General features: G+C 63.6%; 17 protein-coding genes, 2 tRNA genes and 1 other RNA gene. 14 read left to right on the top strand and 6 right to left on the bottom strand.

The genetic code is table 11. The features are described from left to right. Nucleotides 1-29: 29 nt before the first annotated feature. A complete protein-coding gene (gene msrA, locus AB0Y14_RS02555; protein ID WP_436587698.1) occupies nucleotides 30-557 on the bottom strand; it encodes a peptide-methionine (S)-S-oxide reductase MsrA in 528 nt (175 codons plus the stop codon). A gap of 130 nt (nucleotides 558-687) precedes the next feature. Here msrA and AB0Y14_RS02550 point away from each other — a divergent pair, with 130 nt between their 5' ends. Further along, nucleotides 688-1578: a Nif3-like dinuclear metal center hexameric protein gene (locus AB0Y14_RS02550; RefSeq protein ID WP_436587697.1), complete on the top strand. Its 891-nt coding sequence runs from the start codon at nucleotides 688-690 to the stop codon at nucleotides 1576-1578. Nucleotides 1579-1790: 212 nt separating this feature from the next. On the opposite strand, the gene rnpB is transcribed toward AB0Y14_RS02550, so the two are convergent. After that, an RNA gene (gene rnpB, locus AB0Y14_RS02545) (RNase P RNA component class A) lies at nucleotides 1791-2159 on the bottom strand. A 28-nt stretch (nucleotides 2160-2187) separates the two neighbouring features. On the opposite strand from rnpB, the gene AB0Y14_RS02540 reads away from it, so the two are divergent. Next, a complete protein-coding gene (locus AB0Y14_RS02540; RefSeq protein WP_436587696.1) occupies nucleotides 2188-2952 on the top strand; it encodes a YaaA family protein in 765 nt (254 codons plus the stop codon). A 35-nt stretch (nucleotides 2953-2987) separates the two neighbouring features. Here the strand turns inward: AB0Y14_RS02540 and def are convergent, their stop codons facing one another. Then, a complete protein-coding gene (gene def / locus AB0Y14_RS02535) occupies nucleotides 2988-3572 on the bottom strand; it encodes a peptide deformylase (RefSeq protein ID WP_436587695.1) in 585 nt (194 codons plus the stop codon). A gap of 198 nt (nucleotides 3573-3770) precedes the next feature. Here def and AB0Y14_RS02530 point away from each other — a divergent pair, with 198 nt between their 5' ends. From AB0Y14_RS02530 to AB0Y14_RS02500, 7 genes are all read left to right on the top strand, one after another. Further along, nucleotides 3771-4487, top strand: coding sequence for a sigma-70 family RNA polymerase sigma factor (locus tag AB0Y14_RS02530; protein WP_436587694.1), 717 nt, complete (start codon nucleotides 3771-3773; stop codon nucleotides 4485-4487). Further along, nucleotides 4474-5295 (top strand): anti-sigma factor domain-containing protein, encoded by an 822-nt coding sequence (locus tag AB0Y14_RS02525; protein ID WP_436587693.1) that lies wholly within the window; start codon nucleotides 4474-4476, stop codon nucleotides 5293-5295. The genes AB0Y14_RS02530 and AB0Y14_RS02525 overlap by 14 nt, the downstream gene beginning before the upstream one ends. Nucleotides 5296-5431: 136 nt before the next feature. Beyond that, nucleotides 5432-6025 (top strand): biotin transporter BioY, encoded by a 594-nt coding sequence (locus AB0Y14_RS02520; RefSeq protein WP_436587692.1) that lies wholly within the window; start codon nucleotides 5432-5434, stop codon nucleotides 6023-6025. A gap of 65 nt (nucleotides 6026-6090) precedes the next feature. Beyond that, entirely contained in the window at nucleotides 6091-7170 is a 1080-nt protein-coding gene (locus AB0Y14_RS02515) for an AMP-binding enzyme (RefSeq protein WP_436587691.1), read from the top strand. Nucleotides 7171-7198: 28 nt separating this feature from the next. Further along, the gene (locus AB0Y14_RS02510) at nucleotides 7199-8320 is read left to right on the top strand and encodes a thiolase family protein (protein ID WP_436587690.1); all 1122 of its coding nucleotides are present in this window, start codon (nucleotides 7199-7201) and stop codon (nucleotides 8318-8320) included. After that, the gene (locus AB0Y14_RS02505; RefSeq protein ID WP_436587689.1) at nucleotides 8317-9009 is read left to right on the top strand and encodes an energy-coupling factor ABC transporter ATP-binding protein; all 693 of its coding nucleotides are present in this window, start codon (nucleotides 8317-8319) and stop codon (nucleotides 9007-9009) included. Before AB0Y14_RS02510 ends, AB0Y14_RS02505 begins: the two co-directional genes overlap by 4 nt. Further along, on the top strand, nucleotides 9006-9617 hold the full coding sequence (locus AB0Y14_RS02500) for an energy-coupling factor transporter transmembrane component T family protein (protein ID WP_436587688.1): 612 nt from the start codon (nucleotides 9006-9008) through the stop codon (nucleotides 9615-9617). The genes AB0Y14_RS02505 and AB0Y14_RS02500 overlap by 4 nt, the downstream gene beginning before the upstream one ends. Nucleotides 9618-9707: 90 nt before the next feature. Here the strand turns inward: AB0Y14_RS02500 and AB0Y14_RS02495 are convergent. Together AB0Y14_RS02495 and orn are read right to left on the bottom strand one after the other, a co-directional pair. Beyond that, nucleotides 9708-9783, bottom strand: a tRNA-His gene (locus AB0Y14_RS02495). Nucleotides 9784-9903: 120 nt separating this feature from the next. After that, entirely contained in the window at nucleotides 9904-10521 is a 618-nt protein-coding gene (gene orn, locus AB0Y14_RS02490; protein WP_436587687.1) for an oligoribonuclease, read from the bottom strand. A 134-nt stretch (nucleotides 10522-10655) separates the two neighbouring features. On the opposite strand from orn, the gene mptB reads away from it, so the two are divergent. After that, the gene (gene mptB, locus AB0Y14_RS02485; RefSeq protein ID WP_436587686.1) at nucleotides 10656-12185 is read left to right on the top strand and encodes a polyprenol phosphomannose-dependent alpha 1,6 mannosyltransferase MptB; all 1530 of its coding nucleotides are present in this window, start codon (nucleotides 10656-10658) and stop codon (nucleotides 12183-12185) included. 61 nt (nucleotides 12186-12246) lie between these two features. Next, nucleotides 12247-12319: transfer RNA gene (locus tag AB0Y14_RS02480), tRNA-Arg, on the top strand. Nucleotides 12320-13013: 694 nt separating this feature from the next. Here the strand turns inward: AB0Y14_RS02480 and ctlX are convergent. After that, entirely contained in the window at nucleotides 13014-14027 is a 1014-nt protein-coding gene (gene ctlX / locus AB0Y14_RS02475; protein WP_436587685.1) for a citrulline utilization hydrolase CtlX, read from the bottom strand. Between the two features lie 338 nt (nucleotides 14028-14365). Between ctlX and AB0Y14_RS02470 the strand changes: the two genes are divergently transcribed. The 3 genes from AB0Y14_RS02470 (at nucleotide 14366) to ettA (ending at nucleotide 17275) form a co-directional block, all read left to right on the top strand. Beyond that, a complete protein-coding gene (locus tag AB0Y14_RS02470) occupies nucleotides 14366-14977 on the top strand; it encodes a single-stranded DNA-binding protein (protein WP_436587684.1) in 612 nt (203 codons plus the stop codon). A 178-nt stretch (nucleotides 14978-15155) separates the two neighbouring features. Further along, nucleotides 15156-15569, top strand: coding sequence for a DUF6993 domain-containing protein (locus AB0Y14_RS02465; RefSeq protein WP_436587683.1), 414 nt, complete (start codon nucleotides 15156-15158; stop codon nucleotides 15567-15569). A 23-nt stretch (nucleotides 15570-15592) separates the two neighbouring features. Then, nucleotides 15593-17275 (top strand): energy-dependent translational throttle protein EttA, encoded by a 1683-nt coding sequence (gene ettA / locus AB0Y14_RS02460; protein ID WP_436587682.1) that lies wholly within the window; start codon nucleotides 15593-15595, stop codon nucleotides 17273-17275. The last annotated feature ends 62 nt before the right edge of the window (nucleotides 17276-17337 follow it).

Here is a 17337-nt window from a genome sequence, read left to right as displayed (position 1 = left end):
TGCCACTACGGTAGTCCGCGAGCGCCGCGTCAGGTGTCCCTGAGCCACATCTTGTAATATTCCCTGGCCTTGCGAAGTTTGGGATCGATGATCACCTGGCAGTACCCGTTGTACGGGTTCCGCTGCTCGAAGTCCTGATGAATGTCCTCGGCAGGGTAGAACGTTCCGAGGGGCTCCAGGGTTGTGACGATGGGCTTGTCGAACATGGTCTGGGCCCGCTCGATCTGTGCGCGGAAGAACTCCTTCTCTTCGTCATCCCTGTAGAACAGCGCCGAACGGTATTGGGTGCCGACGTCGTACCCCTGCCGGTTGAGGCTCGTGGGGTCGTGGGTCGTGAAGAACATGTCCATGATGACGTCTTCCGGGACCACGGTTTCGTCGAAGCGAACTCGTATGGCCTCAGCATGCCCGGTCTCGCCGCTGCACACGGACTCGTACGTGGGCTCGAAGGTGTTGCCACCCGTATATCCGCAGACGGAGGATTCCACGCCGCGAGTTCGTTGGTAGACAGCATCCAGGCACCAGAAGCATCCGGCGGCTACGGTGAATTCTTTCATGCGCCCCATTGTGGTCCCGGCGGAGCGACTGCGTCATGACCTTTCGCTGTTGGGGGAGCCGCCTCGAGTCAGGACCGGCCGCTTCCGGTGGCTGCCTGAAGCACCGCAGGCGGCGTCCTAGACTGGGTGCATGACTACTCCCAGCTTGAACGACGTCGTCCGCTCGGCCCACCAATTGTGGCCGGTAGCACTGGCCGAACCGTGGGACGCGAGCGGCCTGGTCTGCGGCCGAGGGGATCAGCCGGTACGGAGGATCCTGTTCGCAGTCGACGCCGTACAGGCTACGGCACGCGAGGCGGTGGAGTCCGAGTGCCAATTGCTCCTCACCCATCATCCTCTTCTGCTCAGGGGAGCGACATTCCTGCCCTCCTCGAGCGACAAGGGCGCGGTGGTGCACACGCTCATCGAAAACGGCTGCGGTCTCCTGGCGTCGCACACGAACGCGGACAGCATGACCGGTGGCGTATCGGATGCACTCATGGGGGCGTGCGGCATCACGGAGGCCGTACCCCTCGGGGACCCCGAGGCTGCGACGGGGATCGGCCGGGTCGGGGACCTCTCCGAAGAGATCACCCTGGAGGAGCTGGCACAACGCCTTGCCACGGCCCTTGTGCCTACGGCCGGTGGTCTGCGGATCGCCGGGCCGAAGGATGGAATCGTCCAGCGCGTGGCGGTGTGCGGGGGAGCCGGGGACTCTCTGTTCGATGATGTTCGCGCCTCCGGAGCCGACGTGTACGTGACGGCCGATCTGCGCCATCATCCGGCGTCCGAGGCACGGGAGCGGGCGCTGCTCGATGGTGGCAAACCATACCTGATCGATTGCTCCCACTTCGCGAGCGAGGAACTCTGGCTGGCGCATGGGGCCAAGATGCTCAGAGACGATCTGGCTGCCCGTGGCTTCGAGGTCGAGACCCTCCTGAGCAGCCTGAACACCGACCCGTGGGACTTCCGGGTCTCCACGGGTGAAGCACCAGCATCCGCGTCGACCAGCCCGGAAGGGGACGGCTACGCCCGCAGATGACGGTATTCGGTGGGGCCACCCTCGGAATTGGTCCCGATCACCTTCGGCGGTCGACCACGTCGGTTTCGGGAACCCCGAACCACGCTGGCCGCTTCAGGGCCGAGCGTCCAGCACCCCTGGCAAGGATAGATGGCGCGTCCTCGACGAGGGGTGAGCTCGCGGTCCCGCCTCCGTGCTGCGGCGGGAAGCCAGCAGATCGCAGCCGATGGTGGCGGACGGGCCAGTCATAAGCCGGGTTCTGTCGCCGCGAGGCTGACCTCGCGCCGTGACGATCATCCATCTAGCCCCTTGGTTGCCCAAGGGGTCGAGCGGCCTACCCGAATGCTTGGGGCGAGCAGCCCTCGTCACGCATTCTGTCTGGCCTTGCTCCGAATGGGGTTTACCGAGCTTCCCGCGTCGCCGCGGGAACTGGTGGTCTCTTACACCACCGTTTCACCCTTGCCTGCCGAAGCAAGCGGTCTGTTTTCTGTGGCACTGGCCTGCGGGTTTCCCCGAGTGGACGTTATCCACCATCCTGCTCTGCGGAGCCCGGACTTTCCTCGGGACGTCGAACACGCCACGCGATCGTCTCGACCGACCCGTCCGGTGGACAATCCTACACTGGTAAGGATGTTGATTCTGCTTCCTCCCTCCGAGTCCAAGACCGCGCCCAGTGCCGGGCCGAGCGTCTGTCTGTCCGAAATGAGTTTTCCCGAGCTCACCGAGGCCCGTGAGGCCATGCTTGATCGATTGATCGAGGTGAGCGCACGGGAGGACGCCGGGGACCTCCTGAAGACGGGCCCCAGCCTCGCGGCAGAAGTAGAGCGAAACACACGATTGCTCCAGGAACCGACGGCCCCGGCGCTCGACGTCTACACGGGGGTCTTGTTCGATGCGCTCGATCATGCGCACCTGAGCCCCCACGCCCAGGAACGCGCACGGACCCGTCTCGTGATCATCTCCGCGCTCTGGGGTGCCGTGACCCCCGCTGACTCCATCCCCGCGTACCGGCTGTCCATGGGCGCCAAGGTTGCACCCGCGGGCACGCTCGCTGCGTGGTGGAAGGCTGAGCTCGGCCCAGTCCTGGATGCCTATGGTTCCGGACAGGTGATAGTGGACTGCAGGTCCTCGAGCTACGCGGCGGCGTGGAAGGCCCCGGCCGAGACAACCGTGGGAATCAGGGTCGAGCGCGAGCTCGGCGGTAAGCGCCAAGTGGTCTCTCACATGGCCAAACATTATCGGGGCGAGGCGGCTCGGATTCTTCTGGAGTCTGAGGTTGAACCTCAATCCGTTGACGACGTCGCCGAAATCCTTAAACCTCACTGGCAAGTTGAAATTGAATCGGACGGGAATAAGGGTCGCTCACTGACGCTCGTGGTCCCTCCCGGCGGGTGACGACCCGGTCAGATTGATCAATCTAAACTTTAGGTCTAATCCTCGTCCGAATGCCCGAAGGGATCCTCGTCGACCCCCGGCATCCACGTCAGATCGGGCTTGCCCCAGCCTTCCTTCTTGATCGTCTTCCTCGCCTTTTTCCCCCAGCGGTCGTTGAGTCGGTCGACGTAGAGTTTGCCGTCAAGGTGGTCCGTCTCGTGTTGCATGATGCGCGCGAACCATCCGGTGGCTTCGAATTCGATGGGGCGTCCGAATTCGTCCTGCGCGCTGACCTTGGCCCAATCCGCCCGTTTGAGCGGGTAGGCAAGTCCAGGCACCGACAGGCAGCCCTCTGCCTCGTCCTCCTTCTCCGGTTCGACCTCGGAGATCTTGCCGAGAGTCAGCCGAGGATTCACGAGGACCCCGCGGTTGGGGGCGTCGTCATCGTTCTCGTAGACGAAGGTGAAGAGGCGCAACGGCACGCCGACCTGTGTCGCTGCGAGCCCGACGCCGTGGGCCGCGTCCATGGTCTCGTACATGTCTGCCACGAGGCGCCGCAGCTCGTCGTCGAAGTCGGTGACGGGCCGCGTCGGGCTGTGCAGAACGGGGTCGCCGGTAATGACAATCGGGCGAACGGACATGAGGCCTCCTGGGCGGTTCGAGTGGAATACAGGCACCACCGTATCGGGAATCTCCAGAGATCGACTCACCGCGGACGAGCCGATCCGACGCAACATGAACGCGTGCTACTAGGATGACGAAAGACATCAGCCGGTGACCAGCAATGCGACTTCTGTGGAGGACCACTTGCTCCGGCCCTGTCACCGCCAGAAAATCTGGTGCGTGATGATTCTGAAGCAGGGCAGCCCTCGGACGCGGGTCAGCCCGGTGCCGACGTCGGCGGAATGGGAATGGTGGATATGTCCCGAAGGTTTGGGGTCGTCGAGGAGAACTCCCGAGACCCGGACGTCGCGCGAGCGGTTCGCGAAGCGCGCGACGAGCACGAGCTGCTCCAGAACCTCATGGAATGCGCCTCGAACGGTAACCAGAACTGTTTTGAACAGCTCTATGATGCCTTGGTTCCGCGGATTTACGGTCTCGTCCAGCGGATACTCCGCAATGGCGCGCACGCCGAGGAAGTGACCCAGGAAGTGTTTCTCGAAGTCTGGCAAAAGGCGCCGCAATACGACTCGACGCGCGGGGCGGTGGGGTCCTGGGTTACCGTCATCGCCCACCGTCGCGCTGTCGACCGTGTCCGAGCCGCTCAGTCGGCATCGGAGCGGGACATGCGCCACGGGGTCGCGGAGTTCGAGGAAGCGTACGAGCACGTGGAGTCGACGGTTCAGCAAGGTCTCGACAACGCCTCGGTGCATGCGGCCTTGTCCAGGGTTCCCGAGTCTCAGGTTGAGGTGGTGACCCTGGCCTATTTCGGCGGGCTGTCGCAGAGCCGAATCGCGAACGCTCTGGGCGTCCCTTTGGGCACTGTCAAAACAAGGATGAGGCTTGGCCTCATGCGACTGCGATCGGAGTTGGGAGGCGAGTATGAAATCGGATGAGAACGCCGTGGACGACGCAGCTGCGTACTCCCTCAACGCACTCGATCCCGAGGAGAATGAACGTTTCGAGGCTCGGGCAGGCCGGGCCGAAAAAGATCTCGCCGCGGAATGGGCCCTGGTCGGGGCACGCTTGGGGAAGGCGGTCGCGCCCGAAGAGCCGCCTGCCCGCCTCAAAGAAAATCTCATGCGGCAGGTTGCTACGACAGAACAGGTCGGTCCCTCCGCACCACCCGAACCCGTTGAGAGCTCGGAGGCGCCCGCATCCGGCGCGCGTGGTCGGGCCCGACGACGCTGGGGCATGGCGCCCGTGACCGTCGCCGCTGCTTGCGCGGCCCTGGCCGTCGTGGCCGGTGTGTGGGGAATGGACCAGAAGCGTCAGGCAGATGAGACGCGGTCCGCGCTCTCTGCGGCCGAGTCCGAATCCGGGTCGAAGACTGAGTCGCCATCGGTTCTGGACCAGATCTCGTCGGCGTCGGACGTCTCCCTGGCCAAGGGAACCATGGACGGAGCCAATATCTCCGTGATGTATTCCGCGTCCCACAACATGGCTGGGGTTTCGACGTCGGACATGCCGCCGTTGCCGGAGGGCAAGGTCTACATGCTCTGGCTCCTGGACAAGGACCACAATGTGGTCGGATCGGGAACGCTCTCGGGCGGCACGAACGACGAGGGCAAGAACTCGGGCGGTGATCTGACGACCATGACGGACCAGGACCTGAGCTCCGTTGCGGCCTTCGGGATTACGGTCGAGAACGGGGATGCCAAGGCACCCACAGGGGATCCCTTCATGCTGGAGTCGGACAGCTGACTCGTTGGCCGTCCTCCGATGCGGCGGAGTGACGTGCTATCGGATAACCTGAACACTGTTCAAAATCACGCGACGGTCATCGGAGCTCCCGGACATCCGGCGATCCGAACAGGCCGGGCACGATATGGAGGAGACAGTGAATTCACTACCCGGAGGGGCCCGCCCGACCGCAACCGTGCAATCGACGTCAGTAGCGCATTCGATCGCTTATATCGCGGTTTTCGCGGCATTGGTCGCTGTCCTGGGGCTGCCGGGAAATATCCCTTTGCCCGGGCTCGTGCCGATCACGGCGCAGACCCTGGGTGTCATGGTGGCCGGCGCGGTACTCGGAGCCCGCAGGGGAGCCCTGTCGATGTTCCTATTCCTTGCCCTCGTCGCGATGGGCTTGCCTCTTCTCTCCGGAGGGCGCGGAGGACTGGGCGTATTCGTGGGCCCGAGCGCGGGTTACATGATCGCCTGGGTCGTCGGCGCGGCCGTCGTCGGCCTCGTTGTTCGATCGGGGTCGGGGCGACCGACCTGGTTGAAAGCATTCGCCGGGTGCATCCTGGGCGGAATGATCACTCTTTACGTCATCGGAATCCCCGTTCAAGCAGCGGTGACCGGCATGTCACTGGGCCAGACCTTCACTGCCTCCCTGCTTTTCCTGCCCGGAGACCTGATCAAGGCCGTCATCGCGAGCATCGTGACCATGGGGCTGTGGAAGGCCTACCCGAGGGCCTTCCACCAGTGACGCACCGGCTGGAATCTGGCCTCGCCACTCGTGTCCGCCCGCTCCGAGACCGCGACCACGAACGGGTGCTGCACGAAGCTCTCGCTGTACGGCGGGCAGGCGCCATCCCGCTGATCGGAGACGAACGGTGGGGCCAAGACCAGTGGCGGGGCGTCGTCGAGCACGCGACCGGCGCGATCATTCCTGACGAGGCTGAATGGGCGGCATTGACGTCAGGCAGCACCGGTTGTCCGCGGACCATTCTGAGAACCCAGCAATCGTGGGATATTTCCTATCCGTTCCTCGACGAGTGGGGCGAACTGACCCCCGCGGACACCATGCTGATCGCGGCCCACCCGGTCTCGTCGATGGCCTCCTACGCCGCCTCCCACGCGGCGCACACCGGATTCCGCTTCAACACGCCGGTGAAGTACCGCATGGGTCCTGGAGACATCGGGAACGTCTCGATTCTGCACGGGACGCCATGGCACCTGCGTGACCTCGTCGACCTGCTCGATGCCGGGCACCCCACCCGAATACGGGCGGCATTCGTGGGCGGAGACCGGTTGCCCCAGCAATTGCGCCATCGAGCAGAGCACCACGGCATCCGCGTGCTGGGGTACTTCGGGGCTGCCGAGCTGTCCATGGTAGCGATCGACGACGGCGACGGCCTGCGGGCCTTCCCGGGTGTGGACCTCCGGATCCGGGACGGCGTCCTCTGGGCACGAACCGACCAGCGGGCGTTGGCCGTGCTCGGAACCGGCGGCACCTATCGAATCCGAGGAGCCTGGGCAACGGTCGGGGATCGCGCTGTCATACGCAACGGCCGACTCAGTCTCCGCGGCCGGAGCGACGACGCGATACAGACCGCTGGCGCCACCGTCCGTCCGAACGACGTCGAGGAAGTCCTGGCCTCGGTCCACGGGGTAGAAGCCGCAACCGTCATCGGCGTTCCGGACGAACGGGCCGGACAACTCGTTGTCGCCGCCCTCGAAACCGACCGCAGGGACACAGCCGACCTTCTGGAACGCGTCAAGAAAAACGCCAGAGCGCAACTGACCCCCGCACACATTCCGCGTCGGTGGAAGACGACAACCCGATTGCCGCGTACCGGTTCCGGCAAGATTCGCAGACCGACGCCCGAAGAATTCGAGGAACTCCGATGAGACTCCTCAGACTCGCCCCAGGAACACCATGCCCCACGCAGCGCTGACCGCGACCCGTCGAACCCCCATCACCGCGCGCTCGAGAGCCCTTGCCCACTACCGCGTCGAAGAACTCGCCGCCGCGGTCCTGGCCGACCTGGCGACGGACTTGGGTCGAGCCCCCGACGGCGTCATGCTCGGCAACTGCACTGGGCCGGGCGGGAACCTGGGACGCAATGCGGCCCTTGCGGCAGGTTTCGGGGAAAGCTGCGTCGGGTGGGGGATAGACGTCCAATGCGGCTCGGGCCTGGCAGCCGTTCAGCAGGCTGCCCACCAAGTCGCCGCGACCGGGAACACGATCTTCGCGGGCGGGGCCGAATCGGCCTCGACGGCTCCCACGCGTTCCTATGACGGCGTGCCCTTCGACCGAGCCCCCTTCGCGCCCCGAGGGTTTCCCGACCCGGACATGATCGAGGCAGCCGACGTTCTGGCCCACATCACGAGGATCTCCCGAGAAAGGCAAGAAGGCTACGTCCTCCGGAGTCACAGGCTTGCCCTGGCCTCGGAGCAGCATCGGGCGCGGGAAACGAGCCACGTGGTGGGGAGCGATCGGCGCGCCCGAATCGTCGACGATGGCCCGCGGCGACTCACAGCAAAAAGCCTGAGGAGATTTTCGCCCATCATCGGCGCGGAGCACGCTACCGTGACGCCCGGGACGACCGCCCGTATCTCGGACGGGGCCGCGGGCGTGGCCGTCACGCCCCTTGAATCGACCGACGGACCACATTGGCGCATCATCGCGTCGACCCTGACCGGCGGCGACCCAGCGCTCCCGGGGCTCGCCCCGGTCGAGGCCACTCAGCGGGCCCTTGCCCACGCTGGGCTCACGATGGACGACATGGACGTCATCGAGGTCGTCGAGGCATTCGCCGCCCAAGTCATCGCCTTCCTCGATCCCTTTCACCTCGCCACCGGCGACGCCATCGATCCTCGAGTCAACGCCCGCGGAGGAGCGCTCGCTCTGGGCCACCCCTGGGGCGCCTCGGGGGCCATCGCCCTGGGGACCCTCATGCACCGGCTATCGGTAGAAGGTCCGGGAGCGCGAGGGCTCACGACATGTGCCATTGGAGGCGGTATGGGCGCCACCATGATCCTGGAGTACAACGCATGAGCATCACCATCGACAACCTCACGGTCGAAGTCGAGGGGCCAGAGGGGCGCGTCCTCCTGCTCGACTCGGTCACGGCCGACCTCGACGCACCACGCATCGCCATCATCGGGGAGAACGGTTCCGGGAAATCCACGCTCACCAAAGCCATCGCCGGGCTCGTTCAGCCTACGGCCGGAAAGGTCGCCGTCAACGGCATCGACACCGTCGGGCAGGCCAAGCGCTTGCGGCGCGCCGTAGGATTCGTGTTCGCGAATCCCGGAGCGCAGACCATTATGCCCACGGTGCGCGAGGACATCGCGCTCACGCTCCGAGGAAGAAAACTGTCTCGGGAGGAGATCTCGGCCAGAGTCGAGGAGGCCATCCGAGAACACGAGCTCGAAGACCTGGCGGATCGCCCGTGCCATGCACTCTCGAGTGGCCAGATGCAGCGTCTGGCGCTGTGCTCCGTGCTGGTCGGCGAACCTGATCTGATCATCGCTGACGAGCCAACCAGTCTGTTGGACGCACGGCATCGACGCATTATCGCGCGACGATTGCTCGAACCGGCGGCCCCACAGGTGCTCCTCGTGACGCATGACCTCGACTTGGCCAGACAGTGTGATCAGGCCGTGCTGATCGCCGACGGCTCGCTTGCGGAACAGGGCGACCCGGCGCACGTGATTGATTGCTACGAACGGATTCTGGCTTGATTTCCCTCTACTCTCCGGGAAGCAGCCCCGTTCACAAGATGCCTGTGGGCGGCAAGCTCTTGTCGTTCGCCCTCATCGCCCTCGGGCTTTCCTTCGCACCGGCGACATGGTGGACGATCGGCGTGTGCCTGGGCATCGCACCGGTTGCATATGCGGTTGCGGGGCTCGGAATGCGGCTGTTCTTCAAAGATCTGCGCGGACTCCTGCTGATCCTTGCTTTTCTGGCGGTGACTCAGGCGATATTCCTCGAGCCGCTCGACGCTGTCCGCAACACCGTGCGGGTCTTGGCGATTATTCTGCTCGCTCAGGTCGTCACCCGAACCACACCGGTCCAGGGGATGATCGAAACCTGCGAGCGTGTCCTGGGGCCATTTCGACGATTTGGCGTGAACCCGGAACGGATAGGCCTCGCCATGGCTTTGACGTTGACATCTGTCAATCAGCTCGGAGGGATCGTCAAGGAGGTGAGGGACGCGCAGAAGGCCAGGGGAGTGCGCATTGCGCCGTGGGCTTGGGTCATGCCTGTCCTCGTGCTTACTCTGCAGCACGCAGACCAAGTCGGCGACGCCCTGGAAGCGAGGGGCTTGGGTGGGTCGGACGAAGACTGAAGGCCAGGTCACGGACAAGGCGGCGCGGATACGAAAACGAGGTGCGAACCCTGACTGGATGACCAGCGGTGGGTTCACACCTCGTTTATCTGGGGTGAGCGACGGGGTTTGAACCCGCGACCTCCTGGACCACAACCAGGCGCTCTGCCGACTGAGCTACGCCCACCAAGAATCGGTGCCCGATCAGCAATCGGACAACGAATTAGAGCTTACATGAGCCCCGCCAGCGGTGCCAATTCGAAGCAATGAGACCCCAGTGAGAACTCTCACACCCGCGGGGTCGAGCTCAGTCCTCCGACTGGTCGGGAGAGAAGCGGCGGGAGATCTCTCGGGCGTCCTCGGAGCTCGGTCCCGGTTGCGGAACGAAAACCGCCTCGCGGTAGTACTGGAGCTCCACGATCGAGTCCTTGATGTCTCCCAGTGCGCGGTGGTTACCCGTCTTGGCCGGTGCCTGGTAGTACGCACGCGGGTACCAGCGACGGGACAACTCCTTGATGGTCGATACATCGATCACTCGATAGTGGAGGTGCTCGATGACCTTGGGCATGTCCCGTGAGAGAAAGGTCTTGTCGGTACCGATCGAGTTGCCGCCCAACTGAGCCTTGCCGGCCTCCGGGACGTGCTTGCGGATGTGCTCGAGCACCTGGTGCTCGGCTTCCTCCATGGTCAGCCCCTGGTCGAGCTCCTCGAGCAGCCCCGACGTCGTGTGCATATTCCGCACGAAATCGTTCATCTGCTCCAGCGCTTCCGGCTCAGGCTTGATGAGCACGTCGAGACCCTCGTCCAGAATGGTGAGCTCGGCATCGGTAATGAGAACCGCGACTTCGATCAAAGCGTCCCGCTCCAGATCGAGACCGGTCATCTCGCAGTCGATCCATACTATGCGTTCATTCGTTTTTGACACGCTCCCAACCTACCTCTCCGCTTCGATCGTGCCTAAGAGTCCGCGCCGGCAGTGCGGGACCTGTAAAATCGATCGAAGTCTTGCCCGAGTTCCGGCGGACTTCCGGCACGAGACCACAGCACAAAGGGGGAAGCTTGAGCCATAGCGCGATGCTTCGGAAACGGCGCAACCGGGAACCTCGGTTCGTGCAACGAAGCCCGCTCAGGACCGTGATCATGGGCACGATCGGTTCTGTTCTGCTGATGTTCGGGTCTTTCGGCATCGGGTGGCTCGCGCCCATCTCGTCCCTGCGGTTGCACCCGTGGATCATTTCCCTGCGGTACACGGATGGTGCCGTCGTCATGTGCATCATCGTGACCTCGATCGGCGCGATGGCCCTGACCCGCGAGTGGATGCGGTTGAGCCAGAAAGTCGACTGGGCCAGCAAATCTGCGAAGAAATGGGTCACGGCCGCGATCATTTCCTGGTCCGTCCCACTGATGGCGGCGATACCGCTGTTCAGCCGTGACGTCTACTCGTACTTTGCGCAAGGGCGCGTGTACCAGTCAGGGCTCAACCCCTACGAGTCGGGCGTTTCCTCGGTCAACAACTTTCTCCAGAACGGTGCGGACCAACTCTGGAGCCAGTCTCCGCCGCCGTACGGCCCGGTCTTTCTCTGGATCGAGGGCGTGGTCGTCGGGATCGCCGGGGATTCGCCCGACGTCGGTTTCTATCTTTTTCGGTTCGTTGCCCTCATCGGGGTGGGACTGATTGCCTACTTCCTGCCCAAGCTCGCCGCATTGCACGGCGTGAATCCCACGCGGGCCTGCTGGCTGTGCCTGGCCAACCCCATGTTTCTGGTGCACTTCGTGGTCTCGGCGCACAACGATGCCCTGATGATCGGCCTCATGATGGCCGCTGTCTACGTGGCGGCCCGGTGGCGTAACACCGCCGGGGGGCTCGGCGGGATCACGCTCACGACCTTGGCCGTCGCGGTCAAGCCGATTGCCTTGCTGATCCTTCCTTTCGTGGGCCTGCTGTGGGCGGGTCGCGGTGCCTCCTGGCCCCGTCGCTTCCTCTTCTGGTTCCTGACCGCCGGGGTGGCCCTTCTGGAACTCTGGCTCATGGGGCTCGCGAACGGCTTCGGCTTCGACTGGGTCGGAGCGCTGACGACGACCGGCGGCGTCTGGATCTGGTACGCCCCCGTCGGGCTGGCGGGATTCCTGATGCGGTTGTGGGGTGATTCGCTGGGGCTGCCCGGTGGTGACTTGCAGTCCCTGGTGCAGAAGGTCGGCCAGATGGTCGGTGTTCTGGGCGCCGCGGTGCTCGCATTCGTCGGCCGGGACGAAAAGCTGATCCGGCGGCTGACCATCGCCCTGACCCTCGTCGTCATCCTCAACCCAATGATTCAGGCCTGGTACGTGGTGTGGTTGATCCCTTTCTTTGCCGCCACGGGGATCCGTTCGGACTGGCACGTGGATTTCTTCTTGCTGACCACTCTGTTCTTCATGATGTGGGCCGTATCCGACCAGTTGGATGTTTTCCCGTACTTGAGCCTCGACATCAACATGGGCCGGCTCGTGGCGGCCGTGGTGGCACTGCTGTACGGGCTGTACATCATGTTCATCGACCCCTCCACGCGTCGAGTCTTCAGGCGGTCACGACGCGTCGGCACGATCGTGTAGCTTCCGGAAGTGGAGAGCCGAGGCCATCTCGCGGTAGTCTGTACGAGGTCGCGATGGCCAAGCCTCAGTAGCTCAGTGGATAGAGCAGGAGCCTTCTAATCTCTTGGTCGGGGGTTCGACTCCCTCCTGGGGCACCGCAAACCCCGCCCGTCTCGGCGGGGTTTGATCTCGTTTATTGGGCCGCGACCCATCGATGTATGGCGGCGTATCAACTTGCTGGCCTCATAGTTCTTGTCCCAACCGCCCTTCCGCTGTCGTTCTCCTGAGTTGCATGGCGCCTCAGAACACATATCCGGCTGTCGAGTCCGGTGTCTCCGAGTGGGATCTGGGTGACGGTATTGCTCGGATACTGATCACTCATTAACCAATTGACGGCCCGAAACCAGGAGTCGCCGTTTGCGTGGTCGGGCCCGAGACCAGCGGGGAGCCCTGAGGTGCTCCGGCCCCTCGATCCGTCACTCAGCTTCCGGAACGTGGCCAAAAAACGGGGTACTAGAGCGCTCGAATCGCTGTGGGTCCGTCAGTGAGGCGCCTGGGCTGATCCCTGGAAGGACTTGCGGCTGTCGTCGTGTTCTCGTTGTACGGACGTAGTGCGTCCACGAGTAGATCTGGACGACATCGACACCGCACAGTTCTACGGCGATGGGTACGTCAACGAGGCGATCCGAACCGCGCCGTACCCCTCTCGGGAAGATCTCGTGGTGGTCAGCAAGGTCGGCGCCGTCCATGACAGCCGCGACAAGTCCGGCATAGCCCCAGGACAGCGACCGCACAAGCTCCGTGCCAGGGCGGAGGCCAAGGACGATGTTGGTCCTCGTCAGAGCTGGATCACAACGACCGCGGCGCCAGATGGTTGCCGGCGATCATGCAACGAACGGAGCCTCCCGCAGACTCGATCGTGGATACATCTACCGATTCGATGCCGACGTGGCGGGACATGCGGCTCAGCTGATTGGCCGTGAGGGCCTTCTCGGCAGTCGTGGACATGACCATCGTCGGGCCGTCCGCTCCCGCAACTTCGAGACAATTGCCCGCGAATTCTTGAATCTGGGACTCCTGGAGTTCGACAACTTCCCTGCCCGTGGACCGCAGCGTTTCGAGGACTTCAGCTCTCTGGTTCTCATCTCTGATCATCTCCGCGCCGATGACCGCGACGTCTGTGCCGACCGACATCAGTACGTTGGTGTGGTACACGGGAGAATTGAATGAATCCGCGGCGTCGAAAACAAGGGCTCGGAAACCGAGGTCGGCGCAGAACTTGTCGAGTATGGGCTGTGATGCCCGGTGGGACCGGCACACATAGGCGATCCGATGAACGTGGTCCAGAACCATGGCCCCCGTGCCCTCGAGGTACATGCGGTCGGTTTCGGCGGAGCTGTAATCGATGACTCGCGTGACCACGCCCGAACGATTGAGGTGGGACAAGATGTCTTCCCTGCGCTCCGCCCGACGGTTGGGCGCGTGCATGGGGTAGATGACCACGGTTCCGTCGTCGTGCGTGCTGAACCAGTTGTTGGGGAACACGCTGTCGGGAGTTTCCACGGTCGCATCTTCGAAGACGGCCACGCCGACCCCCAGCCGTTGCAGGGTGCGCTCCAGGTTCGTGACCTCGTCGAAGGCGGCCTGGGCGACCTGGTCCGGATCGCCGGACGGTGTGCTCTGGAATCTGTTGTCCGTCTCCGTGAGTGGGTTGGGCGTGAACTGATGTGGGCGTACCAGGATCACGCGCGATGGGTCCTGCTTCGGCGCGATGCCCTCGTTTTCTCGCGGAGAAACCTTGGCGGGTGCGGGGCCGTAAGCGTGGATGTTCTGAGTTGTTTCGCGAGTGACGGTGGGGGTCAATGGATCTCCTGTACGCCGAATGGTGGATCTCTTGCCTGGTGAAAAGGCTACAAAACAGCACAATCGGTCCGAAATGGGCACAATGATCACATATTGCTCACTCGATTGACGAAGTGGTACCGATGAATTGCCAAAGTGGCGAGGGTGATCCAGAAGAGCATGAAGGAAATGGCCCATCCACACGGTCTGAATTCTCAGGGTGGTCGAGGTGAGCATCCACAGTTGGTCGGGTAATCTCCTGTGGCTCCTGCGACCGGGTGCGCCGCTGGGGCAACCTGTTGCTGCCAGGAGCGATCGCGGTCGACGCGACGCCGACGCCAAGGATCGGAGGACAAGCAATGACTGATCACCTGACGATACGCGGCTTTGTCGCGACCGTCCCGGACCTGCGAACACTGCCTGATGGGACACCGGTCTGCTCATTCCGAGTGGCATCTACGGCCCGTTGGTTCGACGGCCGGACCGGTGACTGGGCCGAAGGCCATACCAACTGGTTCACCGTGAATTCGTTCCGGACTCTGGCGACCAACATCGCGGCCAGCATCAAGGTGGGGCACCCGGTCCTCGTCCGTGGAAAGCTCAAAGTCAGGCATTGGACCACGGCCCAGTATGAAAAACGCACCAGCGTGGACATCGAGGCCCAATCTGTCGGACCGGATCTGGCCTTTGGTACGGCCACGTATGCCCGGAATTCTGGGAAGCGTGGCACACGGACGGAGATCAAGTCTCCTGGGAGTGCCGACCCTGAGAACTCGTGGGAGGCGGCGGCCGAGAAGCACGGACTGTCCGCGAACGCCAACCCGAAGAGCGCCCCGCCCAGCGACCCGCTGGTGGAGGCCCAGGAATCTCTGGAAGACATCGGTTTGGCGGGCGAGTCCGATCTCTCGGGTTTGGTGTGCGAAGGCGCCGGCGTGGAAGACAGCAAGGAATCGGCCTCCTCGGACCAATGAGGCCAGACCGGTGCACCCGCCAGGGTTCGGCGAGGGGAGCGTGCCCGCTCCAGGGTGCCTGGCGGAGATACAATTGCCGCCGACGGGCCCCTGAATGCGCCGCGGGCCGGAGATTCTGCAGAGACTGACCCAAGGGGGATTCGTGGGTGGGGTTCGTGGCCCGTGGGAACGTGCGGTGATGAGGATTTCCCTCGCTGTGGGAACGACGTGCTTCCTCGCCGGGTGCCACGCGCCGCTCTCCGAGTCTGCAGACCGCATCGCCGAAACCTCGGCCCCTGTCGGAAGGGAAGACGCCGGGCACGGGGACACATCAGCCATCGAAAGCGTCGTCGCTGCTGCCGTCTCCGAAACCGATGTCACGGAAGCCCGTGTGCGCGAGGCTCTGGTTGGCATGGGGTGGGACACGTCCGACATCGAAACAGGCCAGAACATCACACCGACGGGCCTGGACGTCGACAACGTCGATGCAGCCGTCAGGGACCACGAAAGCTGTCACATGGTCGACGTGCGGGCCAATCGCACGGTGACCGTCGTGACAGTTCCCACTCTTGGGTCGGGGCGTTGCATGGTCGGACACGTCCACACGGAATAGGCAAAGATAGTAGCCTTGGCCATATGGCTGAATTTATTTACACGATGTCTAAAGCCCGCAAGAAGGTGGGCGACAAGGTCATCCTGGACGACGTCACGATGTCGTTCTACCCAGGCGCCAAGATCGGCGTCGTCGGCCCGAACGGTGCCGGTAAGTCCACCATCCTCAAGATCATGGCCGGCCTGGACGAGCCGTCCAACGGCGAAGCGCGCCTGAGCCCCGGATATTCAGTGGGCATCCTGTTGCAGGAGCCGCCTCTGAACGAGGAGAAGACGGTGCTCGGCAACGTCGAGGAAGGCGTCGGCGAGATCAAGGAGAAGCTGGACCGGTACAACCAGATCTCCGAAGAGATGGCCAACCCGGATGCCGACTTCGACGCGCTCATGGAAGAAATGGGCACGTTGCAGGGCGACATCGACGCGGCCAATGCCTGGGACCTGGACAGCCAGCTGGAACAGGCGATGGACGCCCTCCGCTGCCCGCCCGGTGACGCGGAAATCGGCACACTCTCCGGTGGTGAGCGCCGTCGAGTTGCCCTCTGCAAGCTATTGCTGCAGAAGCCCGATCTTCTGCTCCTCGACGAGCCCACCAACCACCTCGACGCCGAGTCCGTCCTCTGGCTCGAACAGCATCTTTCGAACTACGAGGGTGCCGTTCTGGCCGTGACCCACGACCGTTACTTCCTGGACCACGTCGCGGAATGGATCTGCGAGGTCGAGCGCGGCCGTCTCTACGGGTACGAGGGCAACTACTCGACCTACTTGGAGACCAAGCGCAAGCGCATGGAGGTCCAGGGCCGGAAGGACGCCAAGCTCGCCAAACGACTGGCAGACGAACTGGACTGGGTCCGCTCCAACTCCAAGGGCCGTCAAACCAAGTCGAAGGCTCGTTTGGCCCGATACGAGGAAATGGCTGCCGAGGCGGAGAAGACCCGGAAGCTGGACTTCGAAGAAATCCAGATCCCGCCGGGACCCCGACTGGGCAATCTCGTGATCGAGGCGGACAACCTCCAGAAGGGATTCGGGGACAGAAGCCTCATCAAGGACCTGTCCTTTTCCTTGCCTCGCAACGGCATTGTGGGCGTGATCGGACCGAACGGCGTCGGCAAGTCGACACTGTTCAAGACCATCGTGGGTATGGAACCGCTGGACGGCGGCGACCTCAAGATCGGTGAATCCGTCAAAATCTCCTACGTGGACCAGAACCGCGCCAACATCGATTCCGAGAAGTCACTTTGGGAGGTCGTCTCCGACGGGCTCGACTTCATCCAGGTCGGTCAGGTCGAAATGCCCTCACGGGCCTACGTGTCGGCCTTCGGGTTCAAGGGGCCGGATCAGCAGAAGAAGGCCGGAGTGCTCTCCGGTGGTGAACGCAATCGTCTGAATCTGGCGCTGACCCTCAAACAGGGCGGCAACCTGCTGCTCCTGGACGAGCCGACCAACGACCTCGACGTCGAAACCCTTGCCTCGCTCGAGAACGCGCTGCTCGACTTCCCGGGTTGTGCCGTGGTGGTTTCGCACGACCGCTGGTTCCTGGACCGCGTCGCGACCCACATTCTTGCTTGGGAAGGCACCGAGGAAGAGCCCGACAAGTGGTACTGGTTCGAGGGGAACTTCGAAGCATACGAAGAGAACAAGGTCGAGCGGATGGGCCCCGACGCGGCTCGCCCGCATCGCCTCACTCACCGCCGGTTGACCCGCGACTGACCCGCGGGACACCACGACGACGGCCGCTCACCCGAGAGGGTGGGCGGCCGTCGTCGTGATTG

The organism is Rothia sp. HC945, assembly GCF_051370785.1.
GTDB lineage: Bacteria > Actinomycetota > Actinomycetes > Actinomycetales > Micrococcaceae > Rothia.
This window is presented reverse-complemented; position numbering and strand designations above follow the sequence as displayed.

Bases quoted from the DNA above. Each gene is read 5' to 3' on its own strand.
- msrA (WP_436587698.1), bottom strand. From the start codon at position 557: ATGAAAGAATTCACCGTAGCCGCCGGATGCTTCTGGTGCCTGGATGCT.
- AB0Y14_RS02550 (WP_436587697.1), top strand. From the start codon at position 688: ATGACTACTCCCAGCTTGAACGACGTCGTCCGCTCGGCCCACCAATTG.
- AB0Y14_RS02540 (WP_436587696.1), top strand. From the start codon at position 2,188: ATGTTGATTCTGCTTCCTCCCTCCGAGTCCAAGACCGCGCCCAGTGCC.
- def (WP_436587695.1), bottom strand. From the start codon at position 3,572: ATGTCCGTTCGCCCGATTGTCATTACCGGCGACCCCGTTCTGCACAGC.
- AB0Y14_RS02525 (WP_436587693.1), top strand. From the start codon at position 4,474: ATGAAATCGGATGAGAACGCCGTGGACGACGCAGCTGCGTACTCCCTC.
- AB0Y14_RS02510 (WP_436587690.1), top strand. From the start codon at position 7,199: ATGCCCCACGCAGCGCTGACCGCGACCCGTCGAACCCCCATCACCGCG.
- AB0Y14_RS02505 (WP_436587689.1), top strand. From the start codon at position 8,317: ATGAGCATCACCATCGACAACCTCACGGTCGAAGTCGAGGGGCCAGAG.
- AB0Y14_RS02470 (WP_436587684.1), top strand. From the start codon at position 14,366: ATGACTGATCACCTGACGATACGCGGCTTTGTCGCGACCGTCCCGGAC.
- AB0Y14_RS02465 (WP_436587683.1), top strand. From the start codon at position 15,156: ATGAGGATTTCCCTCGCTGTGGGAACGACGTGCTTCCTCGCCGGGTGC.
- ettA (WP_436587682.1), top strand. From the start codon at position 15,593: ATGGCTGAATTTATTTACACGATGTCTAAAGCCCGCAAGAAGGTGGGC.